The sequence below is a fragment of the Evansella sp. AB-P1 genome, from assembly GCF_029688925.1.
Lineage (GTDB): Bacteria > Bacillota > Bacilli > Bacillales > Salisediminibacteriaceae > Evansella.
The window spans coordinates 24567-43717 of the sequence record NZ_JARUKY010000007.1 but is presented as its reverse complement, the minus strand read 5'-3'; the positions used below and the strand labels follow the sequence as shown (position 1 = coordinate 43717).

Below are 19151 nucleotides of genomic sequence, written 5' to 3'. Positions count from 1 at the left end.
TATAACAGAACTATAACCTGTCTATTCGAGACAGGTTTTTTGTTTTTTAGAACTATTAAATATCTTTTTTGTGGATAAATTTTATCGGATAATCGGTTAGCTTCAGGTACCAACTACGTAATTGGGCCCACTTGCGCTTTTCATATAGTAACTTCAATAAATTGTCATGATACGTTTAGGAGTGCATGAAAAAAATGGAATATAATGATAGTAGATAGGTAATAGAAGAAAACCTTTTAAGAGTGAGTTTTCCCTCACAATTAGGGAAGGGGGCATGTAATTTTGTATCAAATGATAACGAGTAGGATTAAGAGAAAAGCATTAAACAATTGCGTAGTAGCAGTCTGGCCATTTTTAGTTTTTTTATTTTCATACTGGATTGCTTTTGGAACGATACCTATTTACAATCAAGCAATGGTGAGCTCCATTCTTTTACTTTTTGTTATGTTTTATTTTATGATTTTTACTGTGGAGCATTTATTTAAACAAATATCATTAGCTCCTTTTTGGATGTTTATAAGTGTGTTTTTTTATATGTTTATTATAATTGGATGTTTATGGTCAACAACACAATTTATTTTCATTTCCACAATTGAATACGAGAAAGTAATTTTTGTTGGATTAGTAGTGTCTTTTGTTTCAGCATGTCTAATTGGTTATCAATATCGAAAGCATTCACGTTATTCTCCATTTTTGCAGCAATGGTTAAATTATTTTAAACAACGGAGCTTAGTAGATTGGGGAATAAGAACAATTGTAAGTCTGACCTTGCTTTTTGCATCATACTATCTTATGGACAAATTAATATTTCCGTTTTTAGAGCCTTTATACTATCAGCAGTCTAGTGTAATTAATCAATATCAATATAATGAGACCTACAATATTTTTGGCATGCTTATACATTCGATTTTCTTTATCATTCTTACCATACCAGTATTTGCTTTGTGGCGTGCGTCTAAGAGCTCTTTATTATTTTGGATAGGGTTCCCAATATTTTTTATGGTTGCTGTTATGCCATTTTTCATTAATACTGATTGGCCATTGAGTTTTCGTTTCCCCATATTTATAGAAATGACTGCAATTTTATTTTTACAATCGATTATTTTAGTGCAATTATTTTATATGGATGTCCATATTCATAAAAGAGAAATTAACTAACAATAAATAAAAAGGACATTTTAAATTAAGAAAAACCAACAATTGTTGTTGGTTTTTAATGGTGTTTTAGAACATTGTTGAATATTTTACTACTTACTATAACTTGATATAATTTAATTCGGGTTCCTTTTGCAATTTTTCTAAGCAATTAATAATTTCTTTAATGGAATCTACATTATGGCAATCGTAGGAATTAATATCTAAATGGAGAATAGGACAAACATTAAAGGTAGATATCCATTCATTGTAACGGGTATGTAGGTCAATCCAGAATGAATTTGGTGTAGTTACTTCCATTTCTCTTCCCCGTTCTTCAATTCGTTTAATAATTTGCGGTAATTCTCCGTCAATATAGATGAGAACATCTGGTTTAGGAAAATATGGAGAAGAGATCATTGCTTCAAATAACGAACAGTATGTTTCGTAATCACGATCTGTCATGTTGTTATTGTCGTACTGTAATTTTGCAAAAATGCCAACATCCTCATAAATACTACGATCTTGAACATAGCCACAATTTGTTTCATACATTTTCTTCTGTTCTTTAAATCTCTCAGCTAAAAAATAGATTTGTAGATGAAATGACCAAGATTTAAAATCACTATAATAATCTTCTAAATAAGGATTATTTTCTACTTTTTCAAATGATGTGTTAAAATTTAATGCCTCTGCTAACGTTTTCGTTAGCGTTGATTTACCTACACCTACAGTGCCAGCTAAAGTAATTAATGAACGAGAGTTTAATTGATGATTAATTTTCACTGTGAGTCAACTCCAAAATAGTTAATGCGATTATAAAAATAAAGCTTCTTGTTTTTTTATAACATGTTTAACTTGGTCAATAATAATGTTTAAGTCATCTTCCTTATTTACAAAGTCCATCTCGTCACCGTTGAAAGTTAATATAGGTATATGAGGATAGACACGTTTGTGGTCCTTTATATATTGATGATAGTCTTCTGATAATTGATGTAAGTATTTTGGATCAATTGATTTTTCAATAGAACGTCCTCTACGTTTAATTCTATCTAAAAGCGTAGGTAGACTTGCATGTAAGTAAATAATAACATTTGGCCTAGGTAGGTCATCTGTCAATAATCGATATATGCGATCATATTTATGGAAATGGTCATCACGTAGCGTTTGCTTAGCAAAAAGTAAATTTTTAAAAATATGATAATCACTAACGACAGCTTGCCCTTTAGATAAGCAGTGTTCATATGTATCTTCTAATTGTTTATAGCGATTACATAGAAAAAACATTTCTGTTTGAAAGCTCCACTCTTCAATGTTCTCATAAAATTTACTAAGGAATGGATTTTCCTCAACAATCTCTTTTAAGTGATTTGTTTGAAAGTGTTCTGATAGTTTTGTGGATAATGAAGTTTTTCCAACGCCAATTGGGCCTTCCACAGCGATAAATGGAGCATAGTATTGCTGAGTCATTCATATCTGCCTCCTCTCTAGGTGTAAAATTGAAAGCAAATTTAATTCTATCATAAAATTACATAGAGTAACATGTAGTATATTTTATTGTATAAAAAACTTCAAATTATACTATAATTATTGCTTAATTTTCATTATATTACATAAAATAACCATACAACTTAACAAATCCGTAGATAATATAGTATGATTAAATAAAGAAAAATTAGAAATAAAGAGGTGCTTTTGTGAAAAAAAATATTAAAATTGTAACGGATTCTACTGTTGATTTATCGAAGGAAAAAATCGAGGAATTAGGAGTAACGGTAGTACCTTTATCGGTAACAATTGATGGGGAATCATATGTTGATGGAGTAGATATTACTTCAACGGAATTTGTAAAAAAACTTGTACAAGCAGAGAGCATTCCACAAAGCTCTCAACCATCAGTAGGTTCATTTTTAGAAACATACGATAAATTAGGGGAAGATGGTAGTTCAATTATTTCTATTCATATGACAAGTGGAATGAGTGGTACTTATACTTCGGCAAAAACAGCGGCAGATATGTCTAAAAGTGATGTTACAGTAGTAGATTCCCGATATATTTCTGCTGCATTAAGTTTTCAAGTGAGAGAAGCTTGTGAGTTAGCTAAGAACGGCAGTTCAGTGGAAGAAATATTGGAAAGAATTGAAAATGTTAGGTCAAACACATCCTTGTATATTATGGTAGATACGTTAGAATACTTAGCTAAAGGTGGAAGGATAGGAAGAGGAAAAGCTTTAGTAGGCTCCCTACTAAAAATTAAACCAATTGCTTCCTTAAAGGATGGAGTATATACACCTGTTTCAAAGGTCAGGACGTATATGCAGCTAGTAAAATTTCTTAAAAATAAATTTGAAGAAGAAACTTCAGGAAAGATTGTAAAAGGAATAGGGATTGCCCAAGTGGAGGCAATGGATTTAGCTAAGCAAGTTAGAGATGGAATAAGAGAGATAGAAAATTTTAAAAATATACCTATAGTTGATACAACTCCAATTATTAGTACACATACTGGTCCGGGGGCTATAGCATTAATGTACTATACAGACGATAAATAAATTGTGGTTATACATTAAAAACCGCATGGATTTGAATAAAAATCCATGCGGTTATCTATTTTCCTCAAAAAAACACTTATTGTTCTTATAGCTTTTTAATTTGAACTGCACATGCTTTATATTCAGCAGTTCCTGAGATTGGGTCAAATTCATCAATTGTTAGTGCGTTTGTAGGTACTTCACTCCAATGGAAGCTCATAAATACTAGATCAGGCTGAACTTGATCCGTCACTTTCACTTTTACTTTTACTTCTCCTCTTCGAGAACGAACTGTTACCCAGTCACCATTAGAAACTTCTAGTACTTCAGCATTCTCAGGATGCATATCAACCGTTTCCTCTGTTTGTTTTCGTTTAAGTGTTTCTGGGTAATACTTAGTTTGCGTATGCGTGTTATAGGGCTCGTATCGTCTTCCAGTTGTTAGTGTAAAAGGATACTCCTCATCTGGTAATTCCACTGGTGGTGTATACGAAACAGACGTAAATGGGGAAACCTTATCATGTGATTCATAAAATTCTGTATGGATAACCTTTGTTCCAGGATGGTCTTCCGTTGGACATGGATATTGTAAACCATATTCACGATCCAGTCTTTCATAGGACATGCCACCGTATAGATGACTACAAAGTTCCCGTACCTCATTCCATATATCCTCAGATGTATCATAATTCATGGAATAACCCATTTTATTAGCTAATTGGGTGAAAATATACCAATCGTCCCAGGAATCACCAACTGCAGTTACTGCTTTCCGTACTCGTTGAATTCGTCTTTCTGTATTCGTATAGGTCCCTTCAACCTCACCCCAACCTCTAGCAGGTAATACCACATCGGCCAATTCTGCTGTTTCCGTTAGGAAGATGTCTTGGACAACTAAGAAATCTAAGTTTTCTAAAGCGGCTCTCGTGTGGGATTGATTAACGTCAGCTAAAATTGGATTTTCCCCAACAATGTATAGTCCTTTTACTTGACCGTCTTTCATTTTGTCTAGCATACTTGTTAAAGTACTGCCAACGTGTGGGTTCAGTGTAACTCCCCATGCCTTTTCAAATTTTTCCTTAGATTGTTCGTCTAGTAATGGTACTGCACCAGGGAGCATGTTAGGTAAACAACCCATATCTCCTGCACCTTGAACGTTATTTTGTCCTCTTAGAGGCATTATCCCTGTACCTTCACGACCAATATGTCCCGTTAGTAAAGCTAAGTTTGCCACATCGAATACATTATTAACACCACAATGGTGTTCAGTAATTCCTAATGTATAAGCAATCATTCCTTTTTCTGCTTGAGAATAAGCTTTTGATACTTCATAGATGTCTTCGTATTTTAATCCAGTAATGCTTTCAACTAATTCTGGTGTATATTGTTGTACATGAATCTTTAATTCTTCAAAATTTAGTGTTGAACGTTCCACAAATTCTTTATTGTACCAGCCTTCCTGAATGATAATGTTCATCATACCATTCATTAAAGCAATATCACTACCAACTTTTAAAGGTAAATGCTTTTCAGCTACTTTAGTCATATCAATCTTTCTTGGATCAATAACAAAGATTTTTAGTCCTTTTTTTGCCGCTTTTTTCATACGATTTGCAATGATAGGATGGGCATCTGACGTATTAGATCCCATTAATAACAGAACATCTGCCTTTTCAACATCTTCAATGGAATTCGTAGGAAAACCGTTTCCAAAAACAGTCGCCAGACCGGCGACACTAGGAGCATGTCACGTTCGATTGCATCCATCTATATTGTTTGTTCCTAAAACGCTTCGAGCAAACTTCTGAGTTATATAGTTTGTTTCATTAGTTGCTCGTGCACAAGCGAAAATGGATAATGCATCGCCACCGTAAGAATTTTTAATAGCAGCAAACTTACTAGCCACAAAATTTAGTGTTTTTTCCCATGTTGCTGGTACTAGCTTACCATTTTCTCTTATGAGTGGAGATGTAAGACGATCCTTCGAATGAACAAAATGATAGCCAAAAACTCCCTTAATACATGCCTGCCCTTTGTTTACTGGTGCTTCTTTATCTCCCCTTGAACGAATAATACGATCATTTTCTATTTCTAATACTAAACCACAACCAGTACCACAATATGCACATGTTGTTTTAACTTCTTTTTTATTAACCATTTTTCTCCCCCTCCCCCTTACATTTTTTCAATGTAAGTGCTTACTATCATAGTATCAAAAATTAGAATTCTAAAGTGTATAGAGGTGTGACAAATTTTTTAATTGAGGATTACTTAGTCATTCGTTAAAATAGTAGAATAGACACGAGGAGGTAGAAGAAAGTGAATGATATCGGTTTAGTACTTGAAGGCGGAGGTATGCGTGGTGTTTTTACTGGAGGCATTTTAGAATTTTTCTTAGAAAATCAAATACATTTGCCTTATGTAGTTGCTGTATCTGCAGGTGCGTGTAATGCCTCATCCTACGTTTCTAAACAGCAAGGGAGAAATAAAGCTGTTACAGTTGGCTATGCGAATCATCCTGAATATATCTCTTTTAAGAGGCTAATAAAAAATGGGGAATTATTCAATATGGATTTAATTTTCGATCAGATACCAAACAAAGAAAACCTCTTTGATTATGATTCTTTTTTTAGATCTGATCAAAAATTTTATATAGGTACTACGGATTGTAAAACAGGAGAGACTATATACTACGAAAAAAATGAGATTAAGTCTGACTTGAATAAAATTTTACGTGCATCCTGTTCATTACCAATGATTAGTCATGTTGTTGATCATGATAACCGTTCACTCCTAGATGGAGGGATTAGTGACCCAATTCCTTTAGAAAAGTCATTAGAAGACGGGAATGAGAAACATATTGTTATTTTAACTCAATGTGAAGGTTATATCAAAAAGCCTGTTAAGCGGGGGAAATGGTGGTTTAAGAAGAGGTATCGAGATTACGAAGGGCTAATTGATATTATTGAACATCGTTCTCATATATATAATAATACAGTGAAAAAGGTGTTGGAGTTAGAAAAAGAAGGAAAAGCTTTTGTGTTTAGACCAGAGAATTTATGTGGCGTGAGTCGTACAGAACAACGTATAGAAAGACTTCAATCGTTATATGACCATGGATATGAACAAGCGAATAGACGCTATCCTGAACTACTACAGTTCTTAGAATCTTCAATTAGTATTAAAAGTAAAACGGTCTAATCTGCTTTTTACTGCAGAATTGTTTTATTTTCAGGGTAGACCGCCCATGCAAGAAAACACTTACACCGTGGGGCACGGCCTCCTACCAGTTACTCGGGGGTAGAAAAGCTGATTATCAATAAAATTATAAAGAAATCAGAGGAAATATCACTAAAATTTGAGTGGTATTTCCTTTGATTTTGATTTAATAAAGATGATACCAATTTTGCATAACACTTTTCAGTTTCTGAATGTTTCGATATAATAAATACTTAGGGAATCGAAATATTAATTGGAGAAGGTGTTTATTATTCGTAGTGAGAAACGCAATTTGCTAATTATGGGAATTGCAAATTTCTTTGTGGCAGCTAGTGCGACCATGATTTTACCATTTTTGTCATTGTATATTGATACATTTGGAGATTTTTCTGAAGCTTATGTACAAAGGTGGTCTGGCTTTGTATTTGGAATTACATTCCTTGTTGCTTTTGTTGTTTCTCCTTTCTGGGGAAGATTCGGTGATAAGTTTGGAAGAAAGAAAATATTACTACTCACTGGATACGGCATTGCAATTTCTATCTTTTTAATGGGATATGTTCAATCAGTTTTAGGGTTGTTTTTACTAAGGTTTTTTATGGGGGTAGTAACAGGGTTTATTCCTACTTCATTAGCATTGATCTCAGCCCAGACAAAAAAGGATAGAGCAGGTAAGGTATTAGGAACATTGCAGATGGGTACAGTTTCAGGTGGTTTAATTGGTCCACTTATTGGTGGTGCATTAGCTGATACATTTGGTTTTACGTATACATTTCTTATTACATCACTCATTATTACTGCAGCAACAACGGTTGTTCTGTTTGGAATTAATGAAATGGTGGTAAAAGAACAAAATAAAAAACAGAAAGAAACTAGAAGCATGCTTTCTGTTTTGAAAATGATTTTTCAAAATAAAGTTTTATTAATGATAATGATTATATCTTTTCTTATTCAAACAGCAAATTTCAGTATTCAACCTCAATTAGCTTTATATGTAAACAATCTAATGGAAGCAGAAAATATAGCTTTATTAGCAGGATTTGCTTTCTCGGTCACTGGCTTAGGAAATTTATTGTTTACTAGATCATGGGGGGTATTAGGAGATCGTATTGGACATGAAAAAGTTTTGTTAATAACGTTAAGTTTAGGTGGATTATTTTTCTTGCCTCAAGCATTTGTAACTAATATTTGGCAGCTTGTGATTTTTAGGTTTTTATTTGGTGCTATGATTGGTGGCATAATACCATGTGTAACGGCATATATACGTCAAGCTGTTCCTTTATCTGTTCAAGGTGAAATATTAGGCTACAACCAAAGCTTTCGTTTTTTAGGTAATGTAGTAGGTCCTGTTATTGGTGGTTTAATTTCTAGTCTATGGTCAATATCTTTTGTGTTTTATTTTTCAGCAATTGTTATATTTATAACTGTACTTTCATTAGGATTAATATTAAAGAATAACCATGGTAATATGGAGGAAGGTAGTAAATTAACAGGTTCATAAGTAGATAAAGAGTGTTTTAGTTTGTAAGGGAGTTGTGAAGAAATGATGCTAACAAAAAAAGAAAAGAATTTATTAATTCGCATTTTAAAAAAAGAAAAGAGACGGATTTTTGGAATAAAGGAAAACAAACAAGAAATAAACCAATTACTCACTAAATTAGAACAAAATGTTAGGAATGAAAAGGTAAATAAAGTTAAACCATCTAAATTGTGATTAAAGTAGAGAATGTAATTCTTTTTAATTGGTATTATAAATTCCCTTAAGGTAAACTAAATGGAATAGATTTTAAAATTGTATATTGCTACAAGAAAAGATGAGGTGCTAATTTTGAAAAAAGCATGGAATACAATACTAAAACATGATAAAAAAACTGTCATTATTATAACTGTTTCAGTAAATCTACTCGTTGCTCTTCTTTCATTTTTGCCGGGATATCAAGGTGAATTACCATTTTTAATTAAGCAGCTGCCACTTTTAAATGCTATATTGAATAGCTTTACTTTTATGTTCTTATTATTTGCTCTTATAGCTATATTGAAGAGGAATATTACATTACATCAGCGTTTTATTTATTGTGCATTTACTACAACAGCTATCTTTCTTCTTTCTTATGTAACGTATCATTTTTTAGCAGAATCAACCACGTATGGTGGAACAGGCATGATTGCAGGACTTTATTATTTTATACTAATTACGCACATTATTTTAGCAATTGTTATTGTTCCACTAGCGTTATTGAGCTTTTTTTCGGGCTACAAGAGAGAAGTAGAAAAGCACAAAAAATTAGTTCGTTGGACAATGCCATTATGGTTATACGTTAGTTTGACAGGTGTACTTGTTTATATTTTGATTTCGCCTTATTATACTTAATAACTAAAATACTCGGTAGACAGGTGCAAAGTATGATGCTTGCACCTGTTTTTATTCATCCACTTCATTCTGTGAAATTATTTCATACCTCTTCCATCTCATGGATATGCTAAAGCTTATAGAAACTCTTAAGAATAGGATGGTTAATATGTGGCCTTTAAGACGTTTAACAATAATCTTTAGTATTGTCCTTTTGATGGTTTTAGGAATTTGGTTTGTGTCTGATCACCAAAAAAGTAATGACTTTACAATAAAAAAGGATGAACCATTTCGTGCTGCTATGGACGAATTATTGGCAGAGGACTTAGTTGGGTCTATACAAATGTTTTTACATCAGATTGAAGATGACTTAATTCAATGGAAAAACAATGACTGGAATAATGAAGAATTAAAAGTAAGGATGAAGCAAGAAGTAGAGGATCATCCTCACGTCGATGGATTTATTTATCGTAATGAAGAGAAAGAGGAATTTATGATAGGTGAGGTTGCGCGATACGACGAAAATGATTTTATTCATGTTAAAAATAACGGTATCAAGTTTTCTGATCCTTTCGTACATGAAGGAAAGCATCGAATGGTTATGGGAGTGTTTGATGGGAATAAAGACTCCTTAGTTGCAGAATTAAATCTTTCCTTTATTGAATCGTTTATTAAAGATGTTGCTTCATTGTCAGACTCAAATGGGCAGTTCTTCATTGGTAATAATAATATTGATGTCTCTTTGACTGACGAAGAAGCAGAAATCCCATATACCAAAAAAGAGGTTCCTGAGTTAGGCTGGAACTTATTTTTACAAAGGGAAGATTCTATACACGAGGATGAGGAGCACTTCAAGCAAGGGGAATTGATCGTAGAATTGAAAAATAATGTGGATGAAGAACAGTGGCTAATTCAAAATGAAGTTTCATTAATAGATCGTATAAATAGTAAAATGGTCGTTCGATCACACACAAATACAACAGAACAATTGATGGAAAACTTAGCTAGAGACCAATCGGTAAATGATATGGAACCGAACTACATGTACTCAAAACAAACTATTGATTACGAAAAACGTCAAAGAAGAATGTTAAATTATTTTGGGCCTTATGATAAAATTGCCACTCCGAATGATGAATTTTATGAACCATATCAATGGAATTTGACTCAAATTTTTGCGGAAGATGCTTGGAAGTATACGGTTGGTCAAACAAGAGTTCCGATTGCCATTATTGATAGTGGAATTGACCCAGAACATTTGGATTTGTCTGATAAAATTGTAGATGGATATAATGCATTTGATGATAGCAATGCTTATAATGATGAACATGGGCATGGAACACATGTAGCTGGAATATCTGCTGCCATTACTAATAATATCGATGGGGTTGCAGGTGTTTCCTGGAATAACCCTATATTAGCTGTAAAAGCACTAGATGACAATGCCGAAGGAAGCTCTCTTTCTATTGCAAAAGGAATTATATGGGCAGTAGAACAAGGAGCAAAAGTAATTAACCTAAGTCTTGGGGACAGTCATGATTCTGATGTTATGTACGAAGCAATTAAATATGCCTATGATAATGATGTTGTCTTAATTGCTGCTTCTGGAAATGACAATGTTGACACTCCCATGTATCCAGCAGCATATAAAGAGGTACTTGCAGTAGGGGCAGTGGATATCAATCGTGAACGAGCTTTCTTTTCTAATTATGGAAATCACTTAGACGTAACAGCTCCAGGAGAACATATACCTAGTACTTTTCTAGGGAATCAATATGTTATGATGAGTGGAACTTCTATGGCTGCACCTCATGTTGCAGGGATGGCAGGCTTAATTAGATCTGTAGATCCAACTTTATCAAATGATGAAATATATGAGCTAATCATGAGAACATCAGATGATTTAGGAAAAAGAGGGTATGATCCATTTTATGGATTTGGGGAGATAAATATTAAAAAAGCATTAGAAGAGATTTTGTAAAGGATAAAATAAAGAAACCATCTAGTCACATACTACTAGTTAATATAGTGTGACAATAAGATGGTTTCTATTTTTTGGTGGAAACTAAACCAGTTGCATACGTAATATTATTAACTACCAAGTTTTTATGGAAAAGGTTCCGACCTTCGATATACGTTAAAATATTAAGGCCTACATTTTTCAAAAGATTTTGCAGCTACTTTTTCCTGATATGTATAAATAAGCTTGTCCAATTCCTCAGAGCATCGTAATGTATCTGTTGAAGATAATCCTTTTTTATTAGCAATATTTAGGAGTTCTTTTCGCTTAAGTTCTATTTTATATTGAATGGACATAGGAACACTCCGTCTTCAGTGATTTGAGTATAATCCTATTATCATACAACGATTAAAAAAGGGAAATAGATTCTCGAAAACTTGTCAATAACTATCGTTTTTATACATTTTTCGACATTAATAATCGATCTCGTCTTCTTCCTTTGGTTGATTAGGTCTATCTTCCTGTAGATATACTTGGTAATGAAGCTTATGCTCATTATTTTTTTGATTTTCTTTTGTGTAATTCTTTTTATTTCTTTGCAAATTATTTTTTCTATTCATCATATCACTCCCAATTTTTTTTTGACATTATTATTTATATCCAAAATAATCATATTTCATTAAACATTAAATTTGTGAGATCTTCTATTCTTTAATATTTTCAGTATCTATGGGTACAAAAGTGCATAAGTATTAGTATTCCACATAGCGTAAAATTATTTAGAATATCTACTAGAATGAATTTCATAAATGAAAAATTGTTGAAAAAGACGAACATTATTTTCAATTGCAGAGGAAGACGTCGACTCTAGCGATGATCATTTGCTTCACGAATAAGCTTCGAGTAGTCTCGACGCATATAACAACAGAGCAATACTAGTAGAGGCAGAGACAGGACAATATGCTTTAGCAGTATACAAAATGTCTAGTGTGGAGTTGAAGCCGTGCCCGGAGCTAGGATGGCGACATTACGCCGTTGCCCACAGGACGTAGGCGGTACTTAGGCGTAATTGATACGTCTGAAGCGGAGATCGAATTAAATATAAGCTTTTTGTATAAATGTTCCTCGAATATCCTTCAAACGATTGTGAATATGACTATTATAGCCTGAAGGAGGTAGAGTTTTGGATGATAGCTATTTAATTAAACCGAATCTAGATGGTATTTATTCAGCTGTTGCCTACGGCAAAGGGATATTTTTGTATGATAAGGATGGAAAAGAATATATAGATGGTTCTTCTGGTGCAATATCAGCAAGTATCGGACACGGTGTTTTAGAAATTGCCGAAGTGATGAAGGAGCAAGCAAAAATGGTTTCCTTTGTCTATCGTTCACAATTTACAAGTGAACCAGCAGAGAAGTTAGCATTAAAGTTAAAAAAATGGGCTCCTAGTAACGTGAATTGGTCATTTTTTGTAAATAGCGGTTCTGAAGCCACTGAAACAGCTTTAAAGGTAGCCCTACAATACTGGAAAGAAAAAGGAATGCCAACAAAAACAATAATATTATCTCGATGGATGAGTTATCATGGAATCACCATAGGGGCATTATCTATGTCTGGTCATGTTAGTCGACGTCGTCCCTTTATCCCCTTATTAGAAAATTTTCCAACAATAGAAGCCCCTTATTGTTATCGTTGTCCCCTACAGCTATCCTACCCTAGTTGTCAATTGATGTGTGCGAAAGAACTAGATCGGTATATTCAAAGAATTGGAGCTGAATATATTGCTGCCTTTATAGCTGAACCTATCATAGGTGCAGCTGGGGGAGCTATTGTCCCTCCAAAAGGCTATTATGAGGAAATTCGAAAAATTTGCGATAACCACGATATATTATTCATTACTGATGAAGTAATGACCGGGATCGGTCGATGTGGTAAAAAATTTGCTATTGAATATTGGAATGTTGCTCCAGATATTATGGCATTAGGGAAAGGGTTAAGCGGAGGGTATACTCCTCTTGCTGCAACGATGATTAGTGACAAAGTACTGGAACCTATTTTAAATGGCTCTAAGCAAATTATGAGTGGACATACGTATAGTGCAAACCCACAATCTACTGCAATAGCATTTGCTGTTTTGGATTATATGGAAGTGAATAATTTAGTGAAGAAAGCGGAAGAAATGGGATATTATTTATTAAAAAAGCTAAAGGTACTACAATCCAACTATCCAATAATGGGAGACGTAAGAGGAATTGGGTTATTAATTGGCGTAGAATTTGTATGTAATAACATAAACAAGGCTTCGTTTCCTTCTTCCATTCAAGTTACTAATAGAGTTGTACAAAAGTCGCAAAATAATGGTCTTATTGTATACCCTGCACTTTCAGGAGCTGATGCCATAACAGGAGATGCAGTATTGATTGCACCACCTTTAATCATAAGAAAAAATGAAATAGATCAATTAGTCCATATTTTTGAGAAGGTAGTAAAGGAGCTTCAAGAAGAATTACAAAAAGCAGGATATTTTCATTTTTTTCAGTAAGGGGTGGTTTAAATGACTAATGAAAATAAGGATAATCTCTCTAAAGTTATTTCTATAGAAGAAGCGGGAAAAAAGATAGTAGATGGATCTACCATTATGATTGGAGGTTTTGGAGGTGTTGGTAATCCACCATCAATAATTCAACAAATTATAGTTAATGGTACAAATGAGTTAACCGTTATTTGTAATGATGCTGGATTTCCTAACATTGGAGTTGGACAATTAGTTACAAATAAAAGTGTAAGAAAACTAATTGCGAGTCATATTGGATCTAATCCAAAGGCAGGAGAACAAATGACCGAAGGAACGTTAGAAGTAGTTTTTTCTCCTCAAGGAACCCTTGCTGAAAGAATTAGAGCAGGTGGTGTAGGGTTAGGCGGAGTTCTTATAGATATTGGAATTGGAAATCCTAAAATAGATGGAAATAAAGAAAAAGTAACGGTTGGTGATAGCCAATATATGATAGAAACAGCATTAACGGCAGATATATCATTAGTATATGCAAAAAAAGGAGATGAATTTGGAAACTTAATTTATGATACATCAGCACGGAATACAAATCCCTTAGTGGCTATGGCTGGTATGATCACGATTGCGGAAGTAGAGGAAATTGTGTCAGTTGGTGATCTTCATCCAGAGGAAGTTGTAACTCCAGGAGCTTTCGTTGACTATATCGTAAAAAGTGAAGGGGTGAATTGGTCTTGGGCATGGGAAAAGATGTAAGGCAGCGTATTGCTAAAAGAGCAGCAAAAGAAATTAAGGGAGGAATGATCGTTAATTTGGGAATTGGAATACCTACCTTAGTTGCTGATTACGTCAAAGATATTCCAGTTATGTTTCATGCGGAAAACGGAATATTAGGTACAGGTCCTAGTCCAGAAAAAGGGAGGGAAAACCCTAATTTATGTAATGCAGGAGGTTTTCCAATAACCTCAGTAAAGGGTTCCTCTTATTTTGATAGTGCAACAGCTTTTGCAATTATTCGAAAAGGTTTATTAGACATGACAATTTTAGGAGCATTACAAGTTAGTGAGCAAGGAGATTTAGCAAATTGGATTGTTCCTGGAAAAAGAGTTCCAGGTGTTGGAGGAGCAATAGAATTAGCTGAAAAAGCGAAGAAAGTCGTTATTCTAATGAACCATTGTGATAAATCAGGAAACTCAAAGATTGTCCATTCATGTACATTACCTTTGACGGCTGAAAAATGTGTAGATTTAGTCATTACGGATATGGCTGTATTCTCTTTAAATAAGAGCAATGAAATAGTTTTAGAAGAAGTTTATCAACCTTATACAGTGGAAGAAGTATTAAAAAAGACTGATGCATCCGTCCGCTTATCAAAGAATATAATTATGATTTCATAAGGTGGTGCTGTGCATATGGATGCTAATAAAAAAATTAGTCAATGGATGAATGAGAATAGAAGTGAATTGATAGAACTAATCAAAACGTTGGTTCGTGAACCTTCTGTTCAAAAAAATGAAGCTACAATTCAGCAATTAGTGGAAGAGTATTTACTGCATATGGATTATGATGTGGATAAGTGGGAAATTGGAGGAGAGGATTTACTTTCCCATGATGCATTTATATCTCCAAGGAACTCCTTTATTGGAAGTCCGAATGTAGTTGGTGTAAATAAAGGAAGTGATAACGGTAAGTCTATAGTACTGAATGGGCACGTAGATGTGGTACCTGAAGGTGATATAAAAGATTGGGAAGCTGATCCTTTTTCCGGGGCTTATATGGATGGGAAAGTTTATGGCCGTGGGTCAACAGATATGAAAGGCGGAAATGCTGCTATGCTATTTGCTTTAAAGTCCATTTATTCCCTTCAATTACCCACAAAGGGTGATATAATTTTTCATAGTGTTATAGATGAGGAAAGTGGTGGTGCAGGAACGTTAGCAGCTATACTAAGAGGGTATACAGCAGATGCATCCATCATACCAGAGCCTACAAATATGAAGATCTTTCCGAAACAGCAAGGTTCAATGTGGTTCAGGATTTATGTAAAAGGGAAATCGGCACATGGAGGAACGTCCTATGAAGGGACAAACGCTATAGAAAAATGTCAGAAAGTGATAAATTCATTAAAACAACTAGAAAGAATTAGAAATAAACGTGTAAAGGATCCACTATTCTCCTCACTTCCAATTCCTCTTCCCATAAATATAGGTGTGATAGAGGGCGGGGAGTGGCCTTCCTCTGTTCCAGATTTAGTGAAATTAGAAGGACGAGTGGGGGTCTCACCAGATGAAACAATTGAAGAAGTAAAAGCTGAAGTATCTCAATGGTTAAAAGGATTGGCAGAGGATGACGATTGGTTTGAAAAGCACCCTGTTCAAGTAGAATGGTTTGGTGCACGATGGTTCCCCGGCTCTATTGATGTAGAGCATCCATTAATGAAGATGCTTACAAATAATTTCACTAACATTTTAGGGTATGAGCCTACGATTGCTGCTTCACCTTGGGGAACTGATGGTGGTTTATTAACCACTATTGGTCAAACTCCATCGGTTGTTTTCGGTCCTGGCGTAACAAACATGGCACACTTCTCAAACGAGTATGTGGAGGTTGACAAGGTCCTTGCCTGTTCCAAAATAATTGCTTGTACTGTCTATGAATGGGTAAATGAAGATAGGAAGAAGTAATAGTATAAAGGTGAAATAGAGCATTTAAAGTGACAGTGGAGTAAGGGGGACCGTACAAATGAAGAATAAATGGGACTTTGATGTTAGAAATGATAGGGTTGTTGCATATTTGCCCAATATAGATGTAAATGAATGGTTAAAAATTAAAGAAGTTTGTAAAGACGAAGGTTTCGGAAAAATAATAATATTTTCTACGCTTAAAAATAGTGAAGGTTTACGGGAAGAGGGTTTTTTAATAGAAGGAAGTTTAACAGGATTTTATTACGGGGACAATGCTTTTATTTATTCAAAATATAAAAAACAGGATAGAGGCATTTCTACTACTGATTTAATGGTGAAACAAACGTTAAAAACTGTCCATGAAGATAAGAAGACTCTTTTGAAAATAGATACTCCCTATTCTATCGAAAAGGTTAAGAAGGATGAATTAAATGAGTTAGCTCAATTATACAAGTCTGTTTTTCCAGTTTATCCTACGAATATATTTGATCCAACATACTTAAAAAGTGCAATGGAAAAGAATTATACATTTATGGTTGCAAAAGACAAAGACCAGCGATTGCTAGGTGCTGCTTCTGCAATGAATTCTGGTTTTGGAAGTGCTGAAATTACGGATTGCGCTGTAGGAAAAGAACATCGAGGAAAACAACTACTACCTGCTATCATTCTTTCACTTGAAAATGAATTAGTTAATCAAGGTATCTATCATTGTTATTCAATCACAAGGGCTGTTTCCGTTGGTATGAATATGATAGTAAAGCGTTTAGGTTATAGCTATGAAGGAACGTTAGTTAATAACTGTATTATTTCAACAGGCTTTGAGGATATGAATATCTGGACGAAGAAGTTGAAATAAAGAATTTAACTATTTTATTATCAAATTTATTTTCAAAGTAGACCTCCATAAAAATTAATAAAAATCCCGTCACTCTCTTTTTGTAAAGAGATATGACGGGTTAATGCTAAAACTTAAAGTAGTTTTTCTTTAAGATTCTTGGTTGATTCATGAAAAATTCGTAAGAAAAAGCTTTTGGAAGTTTTTTTGTTTCAATTAACATAAATTGATCTTCTATTTCCTCTATAATAAATTCTTCTACATAGATCATTCCACATGCCTTGCAGTTAATGGAAGGGACTTCTGTTATTTCAACTGCTTTCGTTCCATCAGGCAATTCCCAGTAAGCTGAATCAAACGTTTTTATCGTTTTCTCAGATTCGCACCATTGACAATGCATATAATCTCTCCTTTAATACATAAATGACAAATCCTTATATGGTGGATAAACCATTAAAGTCTTCTAGTTGGTGTTATAATTTTTTATGCCTGTTCTCTTCTGTTTTTTTCTTTCATTCTCTCCATTTCCTTCGTCCATTTTCGTTCTTTCATTTCATCCCGTTTATTTCTTTGATTTTTTAAGGATTGGTGTGTTTGATCCTGCTCATATTTTTTTCGGCGGTTTAATCGATTTAAGCCTTCAGGTACTAAGTTAAATTTATCGTCATTCATTAGACCTGAGACACCAGTACGTTTCTCCTCTGATTTTTCATAATAAGAATAGAAATATTCTTCCGCAGTTCCAGATATATAGTTTTGGGGTTCAGGATAGGAGGTAATTACACCTTCAAAATTTCTTAACACAACCTTGTCATGACTTTGGGAAATGAGATAATTTGGTTGTAAAGTTATTTTCCCACCACCACCAGGTGCGTCAACAACGAATGCTGGAACAGCATACCCAGAAGTATGACCCCTTAATCCCTCAATAATCTCTAACCCTTTTGATACAGGAGCTCTAAAGTGTCCGATCCCTTCAGATAAATCACATTGATAAATGTAGTATGGCCGAACGCGAATTTTCACTAAATCATGCATAAGTTTTTTCATAATTTCTACGCTATCATTAATGCCGGCTAGAATGACTGCTTGATTCCCAACTGGTACACCGGCATTTGCTAACATTTCACATGCTCTTTTTGAATCTTCCGTAATTTCTAATGATGTGTTGAAATGTGTGTTAAGCCAAATAGGATGGTACTTTTTCAAAATGTTACATAGGTTTTCTGTAATTCGCTGTGGAAAAACAACAGGGGCTCTAGTTCCAATTCGGATAATTTCTACATGATCAATAGCTCTTAAATTTTGTAAAACATACTCCAATATTTGATCATTAATTAATAATCCATCTCCTCCAGAGATGAGGACGTCTCTTACTTCAGGTGTCTCTTTTATATATTGTATGGCACCATCAAGTTGTTTCTTTGGTACACCCATTCCAATTTGTCCTGAGAAACGGCGTCTAGTGCAGTAGCGGCAATACATAGAACATTGATTCGTTACAAGGAATAATACTCGATCTGGATATCGGTGGGTTAACCCTGGAACGGGAGAGTCATCATCCTCAGATAAAGGATCCTCTAAATCATACTTTGTCTTTTGGATTTCTTCTGAGATTGGAACAGATTGCATTCGAATTGGACAACGTGGGTCATATGGATTCATTAATGATGCATAATAAGGTGTTATATTTAATGGTATTGTTTTTGTTGATATACGGACTCCTTCCTCTTCCTCTGGAGTTAAATCAATTACTTTTTTTAAATCGTCAAGTGTCCGTATTGTGTTTGTAAGCTGCCACATCCAATCATTCCACTGATCTTCAGAAACATCCTTCCATATATCAATCTCTTTCCAATGACGATTTGGCTTATATAAATCCATTTTCATTTTTATTACCTCCTAAAGTGAGATTCTCACTAAGTATTAATG

Annotated in this window: 19 protein-coding genes and 1 pseudogene; 12 read left to right on the top strand and 8 right to left on the bottom strand. The window is 34.1% G+C overall.

The features are described 5' to 3' along the window. The first annotated feature begins 282 nt into the window (after positions 1 to 282). Entirely contained in the window at positions 283 to 1158 is an 876-nt protein-coding gene (locus tag QA612_RS08485; RefSeq protein ID WP_278283360.1) for a hypothetical protein, read from the top strand. 96 nt (positions 1159 to 1254) lie between these two features. Here the strand turns inward: QA612_RS08485 and QA612_RS08480 are convergent, their stop codons facing one another. Both QA612_RS08480 and QA612_RS08475 read right to left on the bottom strand, forming a co-directional pair. Beyond that, positions 1255 to 1920 (bottom strand): deoxynucleoside kinase, encoded by a 666-nt coding sequence (locus QA612_RS08480; protein WP_347568865.1) that lies wholly within the window; start codon positions 1918 to 1920, stop codon positions 1255 to 1257. Between the two features lie 30 nt (positions 1921 to 1950). Beyond that, positions 1951 to 2604 (bottom strand): deoxynucleoside kinase, encoded by a 654-nt coding sequence (locus QA612_RS08475; RefSeq protein WP_278283359.1) that lies wholly within the window; start codon positions 2602 to 2604, stop codon positions 1951 to 1953. Between the two features lie 227 nt (positions 2605 to 2831). On the opposite strand from QA612_RS08475, the gene QA612_RS08470 reads away from it, so the two are divergent. Further along, positions 2832 to 3683 (top strand): DegV family protein, encoded by an 852-nt coding sequence (locus tag QA612_RS08470; protein ID WP_278283358.1) that lies wholly within the window; start codon positions 2832 to 2834, stop codon positions 3681 to 3683. 85 nt (positions 3684 to 3768) lie between these two features. Here QA612_RS08470 and fdhF read toward each other — a convergent pair whose 3' ends face one another. Together fdhF and QA612_RS22490 are read right to left on the bottom strand one after the other, a co-directional pair. Next, entirely contained in the window at positions 3769 to 5682 is a 1914-nt protein-coding gene (gene fdhF / locus QA612_RS22495; protein WP_347568867.1) for a formate dehydrogenase subunit alpha, read from the bottom strand. Continuing rightward, positions 5659 to 5820, bottom strand: a pseudogene (locus tag QA612_RS22490) (hypothetical protein); the annotation flags it as partial. The gene fdhF and the pseudogene QA612_RS22490, both read right to left, overlap by 24 nt. Before the next feature lie 161 nt (positions 5821 to 5981). Between QA612_RS22490 and QA612_RS08455 the strand changes: the two are divergent. The 5 genes from QA612_RS08455 (at position 5982) to QA612_RS08435 (ending at position 11209) form a co-directional block, all read left to right on the top strand. Further along, complete coding sequence (locus QA612_RS08455; RefSeq protein ID WP_278283357.1) at positions 5982 to 6863, top strand: patatin-like phospholipase family protein; 882 nt, start codon at positions 5982 to 5984, stop codon at positions 6861 to 6863. Between the two features lie 319 nt (positions 6864 to 7182). Next, on the top strand, positions 7183 to 8379 hold the full coding sequence (locus tag QA612_RS08450) for an MFS transporter (protein WP_278283550.1): 1197 nt from the start codon (positions 7183 to 7185) through the stop codon (positions 8377 to 8379). A 42-nt stretch (positions 8380 to 8421) separates the two neighbouring features. Further along, on the top strand, positions 8422 to 8592 hold the full coding sequence (locus QA612_RS08445) for a hypothetical protein (RefSeq protein ID WP_278283356.1): 171 nt from the start codon (positions 8422 to 8424) through the stop codon (positions 8590 to 8592). A 114-nt stretch (positions 8593 to 8706) separates the two neighbouring features. Continuing rightward, positions 8707 to 9249 (top strand): DUF420 domain-containing protein, encoded by a 543-nt coding sequence (locus tag QA612_RS08440; protein ID WP_278283355.1) that lies wholly within the window; start codon positions 8707 to 8709, stop codon positions 9247 to 9249. Positions 9250 to 9397: 148 nt separating this feature from the next. After that, positions 9398 to 11209 carry a S8 family peptidase gene (locus QA612_RS08435; RefSeq protein ID WP_278283354.1) on the top strand — a complete coding sequence of 604 codons (1812 nt, stop codon included), beginning with the start codon at positions 9398 to 9400 and terminating at the stop codon, positions 11207 to 11209. A 164-nt stretch (positions 11210 to 11373) separates the two neighbouring features. Here QA612_RS08435 and QA612_RS08430 read toward each other — a convergent pair whose 3' ends face one another. Together QA612_RS08430 and QA612_RS08425 are read right to left on the bottom strand one after the other, a co-directional pair. Next, on the bottom strand, positions 11374 to 11544 hold the full coding sequence (locus tag QA612_RS08430; RefSeq protein ID WP_278283353.1) for an aspartyl-phosphate phosphatase Spo0E family protein: 171 nt from the start codon (positions 11542 to 11544) through the stop codon (positions 11374 to 11376). A gap of 117 nt (positions 11545 to 11661) precedes the next feature. Further along, the gene (locus tag QA612_RS08425; protein WP_278283352.1) at positions 11662 to 11808 is read right to left on the bottom strand and encodes a hypothetical protein; all 147 of its coding nucleotides are present in this window, start codon (positions 11806 to 11808) and stop codon (positions 11662 to 11664) included. Positions 11809 to 12371: 563 nt separating this feature from the next. Here QA612_RS08425 and QA612_RS08420 point away from each other — a divergent pair. From QA612_RS08420 to ablB, 5 genes are read left to right on the top strand one after another with little or no spacing between them, the layout of a single operon-like run. Further along, positions 12372 to 13733, top strand: a complete 1362-nt coding sequence (locus tag QA612_RS08420; RefSeq protein WP_278283351.1) for an aspartate aminotransferase family protein — start codon at positions 12372 to 12374, stop codon at positions 13731 to 13733. Positions 13734 to 13745: 12 nt separating this feature from the next. After that, entirely contained in the window at positions 13746 to 14456 is a 711-nt protein-coding gene (locus QA612_RS08415) for a CoA transferase subunit A (RefSeq protein WP_278283350.1), read from the top strand. After that, complete coding sequence (locus QA612_RS08410; protein ID WP_278283349.1) at positions 14435 to 15097, top strand: 3-oxoacid CoA-transferase subunit B; 663 nt, start codon at positions 14435 to 14437, stop codon at positions 15095 to 15097. The genes QA612_RS08415 and QA612_RS08410 overlap by 22 nt, the downstream gene beginning before the upstream one ends. 15 nt (positions 15098 to 15112) lie before the next feature. After that, positions 15113 to 16384 carry a peptidase gene (locus QA612_RS08405; RefSeq protein WP_278283348.1) on the top strand — a complete coding sequence of 424 codons (1272 nt, stop codon included), beginning with the start codon at positions 15113 to 15115 and terminating at the stop codon, positions 16382 to 16384. Between the two features lie 58 nt (positions 16385 to 16442). Then, positions 16443 to 17240, top strand: coding sequence for a putative beta-lysine N-acetyltransferase (gene ablB / locus QA612_RS08400; protein ID WP_278283347.1), 798 nt, complete (start codon positions 16443 to 16445; stop codon positions 17238 to 17240). Between the two features lie 106 nt (positions 17241 to 17346). On the opposite strand, the gene QA612_RS08395 is transcribed toward ablB, so the two are convergent. Together QA612_RS08395 and kamA are read right to left on the bottom strand one after the other, a co-directional pair. Beyond that, on the bottom strand, positions 17347 to 17619 hold the full coding sequence (locus tag QA612_RS08395; protein ID WP_278283346.1) for a YokU family protein: 273 nt from the start codon (positions 17617 to 17619) through the stop codon (positions 17347 to 17349). Positions 17620 to 17702: 83 nt separating this feature from the next. Beyond that, entirely contained in the window at positions 17703 to 19109 is a 1407-nt protein-coding gene (gene kamA / locus QA612_RS08390) for a lysine 2,3-aminomutase (RefSeq protein WP_278283345.1), read from the bottom strand. Positions 19110 to 19151 lie beyond the last annotated feature (42 nt).